The organism is Halanaerobium saccharolyticum (assembly GCF_004362045.1).
Lineage (GTDB): Bacteria > Bacillota > Halanaerobiia > Halanaerobiales > Halanaerobiaceae > Halanaerobium > Halanaerobium saccharolyticum_C.
Genome location: NZ_SNWX01000053.1, coordinates 1 through 4,724 on the forward strand (window position 1 = coordinate 1; position 4,724 = coordinate 4,724).

At 34.1% G+C, this 4,724-nt stretch carries 3 protein-coding genes; 1 reads left to right on the forward strand and 2 read right to left on the reverse strand.

Going from position 1 to position 4,724, the window contains the following annotated elements:
* The first annotated feature begins 1,062 nt into the window (after window positions 1-1,062).
* Complete coding sequence (locus DFR79_RS15755; RefSeq protein WP_133516414.1) at window positions 1,063-1,686, forward strand: hypothetical protein; 624 nt, start codon at window positions 1,063-1,065, stop codon at window positions 1,684-1,686.
* Window positions 1,687-2,347: 661 nt separating this feature from the next.
* Here DFR79_RS15755 and DFR79_RS15760 read toward each other — a convergent pair.
* Both DFR79_RS15760 and DFR79_RS15765 read right to left on the reverse strand, forming a co-directional pair.
* Window positions 2,348-2,626 carry a helix-turn-helix transcriptional regulator gene (locus tag DFR79_RS15760; RefSeq protein ID WP_133516415.1) on the reverse strand — a complete coding sequence of 93 codons (279 nt, stop codon included), beginning with the start codon at window positions 2,624-2,626 and terminating at the stop codon, window positions 2,348-2,350.
* Window positions 2,627-2,636: 10 nt separating this feature from the next.
* Window positions 2,637-2,972, reverse strand: coding sequence for a type II toxin-antitoxin system RelE/ParE family toxin (locus tag DFR79_RS15765; RefSeq protein ID WP_014553244.1), 336 nt, complete (start codon window positions 2,970-2,972; stop codon window positions 2,637-2,639).
* Between the last annotated feature and the right edge of the window lie 1,752 nt (window positions 2,973-4,724).

The window sequence follows — 4,724 nt, forward strand, 5'->3', positions numbered from 1 at the left end:
TTGCAGCTGCTTAAGCTGAAAATGTTGAGTGAAGGCAAGAGATGCGCCAACCTAAAGAACAGGACAGCCACGTCGCAAATGCTCAGGACGTTATATGCAATAATAACTGAATATCAGCAAAAAGAGAGAAGAGATAGGGTTGGATCATCGCTAACTGGCATGAACTAACTCCTGCAAATGAAGGAAATAATAATTTAAAGTTTTCAGTGGTTTAAACAATAAACCTAGAGGATTATAATTTACAAAATCATTTACATATATCAGAGAGTAAATTAGTCACTGATTGATCTTCACGCACTTCGTGAAGATGTAATATAGTACAGAATTTATGAACTTTTCTGCTGGTTAAGGAATAATATTGATATTTTATTAAGTTGTAGAAGAGAGCTGCTTTTTACGTAGCAAGTTATTACAGCATATAACATGGGATTGCCGTTAGGCTAAAGAACAAGCCTACCCTTCGGGACATGCCTTCTGTCACAAAGCTTGCAATTATAGGCAACAAGAAATATAAAGGCAAGCTTTCCGCCAGGCCTAAAGGCACAGGCACGTCGGAAATCCCAGGGACGTTATCTGACATTATAGCAAATGTTACTGCAGCTAATAAGACCAAGAGAAAGGGTTTGGGCACCGCAGGATGATATTTTTTAACTTTCTCCGGGGTAGGGAAATAGAAACTGCAAGGTATTAACGAACCTGAATGCTCTAAGAAATAGAAAACCATGATCAATTTTATGAGAGGTTATCGCATTATCTTCAAAACTTCCGACTGGTGGTTAAGTTTTTTGCTGGCAGACCGTGGCAAAAAAGAAGATAAGGGTTCGGAGTTTTGAAGATAAATGAGAAGTAATAGAGTCGATGTTGCTATAACAGACAGATAACATGGGATTAACGGCATGCCCTCTGGCACAAAGTTAGCACTTGAACAATTACGGATATGATAGCTAACTTTGCCCCAGGTCTGTAGACACCGGGCACACCGCGAATCCCAGAATCGTTATATGACATTCCCTAAACTAAAATATTATTTAAATTTAAATAATATTAATGAGGAGATTTAATATGAATAATCAAATAAAAGAAACTTATGATCTATTAAATAACGAAATATTATGGATATGTTTAAGGTGGAAGTTATTTAAACAAATATATGGAAGTAAGGAAAATGTAGAATTAATTAATGAATTTGCCCCAGTTACATTTAAATTTTTTCAAGATTCCTCTTTTGATATGATTATATTATCTATAAATAGATTACTCGACTCACCTTCTACTTTTGGGAATGATAACTTATCCTTATCAAGATTAAAATTAATGATAGAAGATGAAGAATGTGATGATTTAAAAGAAGAATTGCAAAATCTCTATGATTCAATTAAAAAAGATTGTACAAATTTAAAAGAGCTTAGAAACAAAAGGATAGGTCATAATGATTTAGAAAGTAAAAAATCAAATTATGAGCTTTTGTCAGGAGTAAGTCGTAAAAAAATTGACAATATTTTAGATAATATATATACTTTTATGAATACAATATCTGGTCATTTTTATGAAACAGAATATCATTATGATTTTGTTGGCTCTGAGGGCGAGGATGGTAAAAGATTAATAAAACATTTAAAAACTCTAAAAAAATTAAAGCAAGATCAAAAACTAAATGCAGGGAACAGTCATATAACATGTGATTAGCGGCATGCCCTCTGGCACAAAGTTAGCACTCAACCAATTACGTATATGATAGCCAACTTTGCACCAGGTCTGTGGACATCGGGCACACCGCAAATCCCAGGGACGTTATACGCAATAATAACTAAACATCGGCAAAAAGATAAGAGATAAGGTTTGGGCATCGCTAACTATAATTCATTAACTTTCTCCATTAAGGAACTAATAATTAATATTTTTTATAAGGTGTTAACAATAAATTTGGGGAATTATAATTCAAAAAGTTTTTTACATATAGCAAAAAGTAAATTGGTCACTGTTAGATCTTCACGAACTTCGTGAAGACTCAATATAGTAAATGGTTAATGAATTTTTTTAGCTGGTTAAGAATTGATATCAGAATTCAGTAAGTTGAAGTTAAGTACAAATTTTAACGAGGCAAGTTATTACAGCGTATAACATGGGATTGCCGTTAGACTAAAGAGCAAGCCTACCCTTCGGGACATGCCTTCTGTCACAAAGCTTGCAATTCAGGCAGCAAGAAATATAAAGGCAAGCTTTCCGCCAGGCCTAAAGGCACAGGCACGTCGGAAATCCCAGGAACGTTATATGAAACCGTAGCAAAAGCTTTAATAACTAAAAACTTGTCAAATAAAAAAACAGTGCTACAAAACTTTCAGCACTGTTAATTAAATCTGATTTCAAGTTTTTTACCAAATGCGTGAGCAACTTTATCAAGAAATTCAACACTCGGATTATAATCGTCATTTTCTAGTCTGGAAATAGCAGACTGTTTAGTTCCTATTCTATCTGCTAATTCTTTCTGAGTTAAATTATTTTCAATTCTATACCTAATTATTTGTTTTTTGATTTCATACATAACATTCAGTTTTTCATATTCTTCCTTAACTTCTTCAGATTCAAAAAGTTCATTTTTAAGTTCTTTATGATCTATAAGTTCCATTTTTTTCACCTCACTTGATAGAATTAAGTCTGTTAAGCGCAATATCTATTTCTCTCTGTGGAGTTTTATTAGATTTCTTCTTAAAGATATGCAAAAGAACGAAGATACCATCCTGATAATTTAAAAAGAAAACCCTAAATATATTAGAACTATGCTTTATTCGTAATTCCCAGAGATCATCATATCCTTTTAACTTTTTAAGATGGGGCATACCAAGGAATAGACCAAATTCTTCTAGAAGTTCTATTTCTCTTAGAATTTTAGCTTTTTCTTTAGCTGACTGTTTTTTAATAAATTCAATTACTGGAGATTTATTATTTTTTGCATAATACTTAATTTTATACATAATCTATTCACTCCAATTTCTAAATTTATTATATCACATATATGTTATAAAAGGAAGTAAAAATTTAAAATTAAGTTTATATAAAAACATTTACTGTATAAATGCAGGGATTTTTTTCTTTTGCATGAAGTAAGTTAATAATTGATAAATTAATAGATAAAGCTACGGCATCATATAACATGGGATTGGCGTCATGACTTCTGTCATAAAGCTTGCAATTTAACCAATTACGGGTATGAAAACGCAAGCTTTACGCCAGTTCCTACGGAACCAGTCACGAGCGCAAATCCCAGGGACGTTATACGCAATAATGATTAAACATTAGCAAATAAAGGAAAAAGATAAAAGAAGGGTTGGGGCATCGCTAAATGGCATGAACTAACTCCTGCAAATGAAGTAAATAATAATTGCAGGTCTCCAGTGGCTTTAACAATGAACTTGGAGGATTATATTCCACAAAGATATCTACATATATCAGAAGGTAAATTAGTCACTGTTTGATCTTCACGCACTTCGTGAAGATTTAATATAGTACAGAACTTATGAACTTTTTTGCTGGTTAAGAGTTAATATCAGTATTCAGTAAGTTGAAGAAGTAGATAACTTTTACGCAGCAAATCATTACAGCGTATAACATGGGATTGCCGTTAGGCTAAAGAGCAAGCCTACCCTTCGGGACATGCCTTCTGTCACAAAGCTTGCAATTGTAGGCAGCAAGAAATATAAAGGCAAGCTTTCTGCCAGGCCTAAAGGCACAGGCACGTCGGAAATCCCAGGGACGTTATACGCAATAATGATTAAACATCAGCAAATAAGAGAAAAAGATAAAAGAAGGGTTGGATCATCGCTAACTGACATGAACTAACTCCTGAAAATGAAGGAAATAATAATTGAAAGTTCCCAGTGGTTTTACCAATGAACTTGGAGAATTATAATTTACAAAATTATTTAAATATATCAGAAAGAAAATTAGTCACTGTTCGATCTTCACGCACTTCGTGAAGATTTAATATAGTACAGAATTTATGAACTTATTTGCTGGTTAAGAGTTAATATCAGTATTCAGTAAGTTGAAGAAGGGTATAACTTTTACGCAGCCAATCATTACAGCGTATAACATGGGATTGCCGTTAGGCTAAAGAGCAAGCCTACCCTTCGGGACATGCCTTCTGTCACAAAGCTTGCAATAATAGCAACAAGAAATATAAAGGCAAGCTTTCCGCCAGGCCTAAAGGCACAGGCACGTCGGAAATCCCAGGGACGTTATACGCAATAATGATTAAACATTAGCAAATAAAGGAAAAAGATAAAAGAAGGGTTGGGGCATCGCTAAATGGCATGAACTAACTCCTGCAAATGAAGTAAATAATAATTGCAGGTCTCCAGTGGCTTTAACAATGAACTTGGAGGATTATATTCCACAAAGATATCTACATATATCAGAAGGTAAATTAGTCACTGTTTGATCTTCACGCACTTCGTGAAGATTTAATATAGTACAGAACTTATGAACTTTTTTGCTGGTTAAGAGTTAATATCAGTATTCAGTAAGTTGAAGAAGTAGATAACTTTTACGCAGCAAATCATTACAGCGTATAACATGGGATTGCCGTTAGGCTAAAGAGCAAGCCTACCCTTCGGGACATGCCTTCTGTCACAAAGCTTGCAATTGTAGGCAGCAAGAAATATAAAGGCAAGCTTTCTGCCAGGCCTAAAGGCACAGGCACGTCGGAAATCCCAGGGACGTTATAT

What these genes read in the sequence shown, in the direction of transcription:
- DFR79_RS15755 (WP_133516414.1), top strand. Translation starts at nt 1,063, where the DNA reads ATGAATAATCAAATAAAAGAAACTTATGATCTATTAAATAACGAAATA.
- DFR79_RS15760 (WP_133516415.1), bottom strand. Translation starts at nt 2,626, where the DNA reads ATGGAACTTATAGATCATAAAGAACTTAAAAATGAACTTTTTGAATCT.
- DFR79_RS15765 (WP_014553244.1), bottom strand. Translation starts at nt 2,972, where the DNA reads ATGTATAAAATTAAGTATTATGCAAAAAATAATAAATCTCCAGTAATT.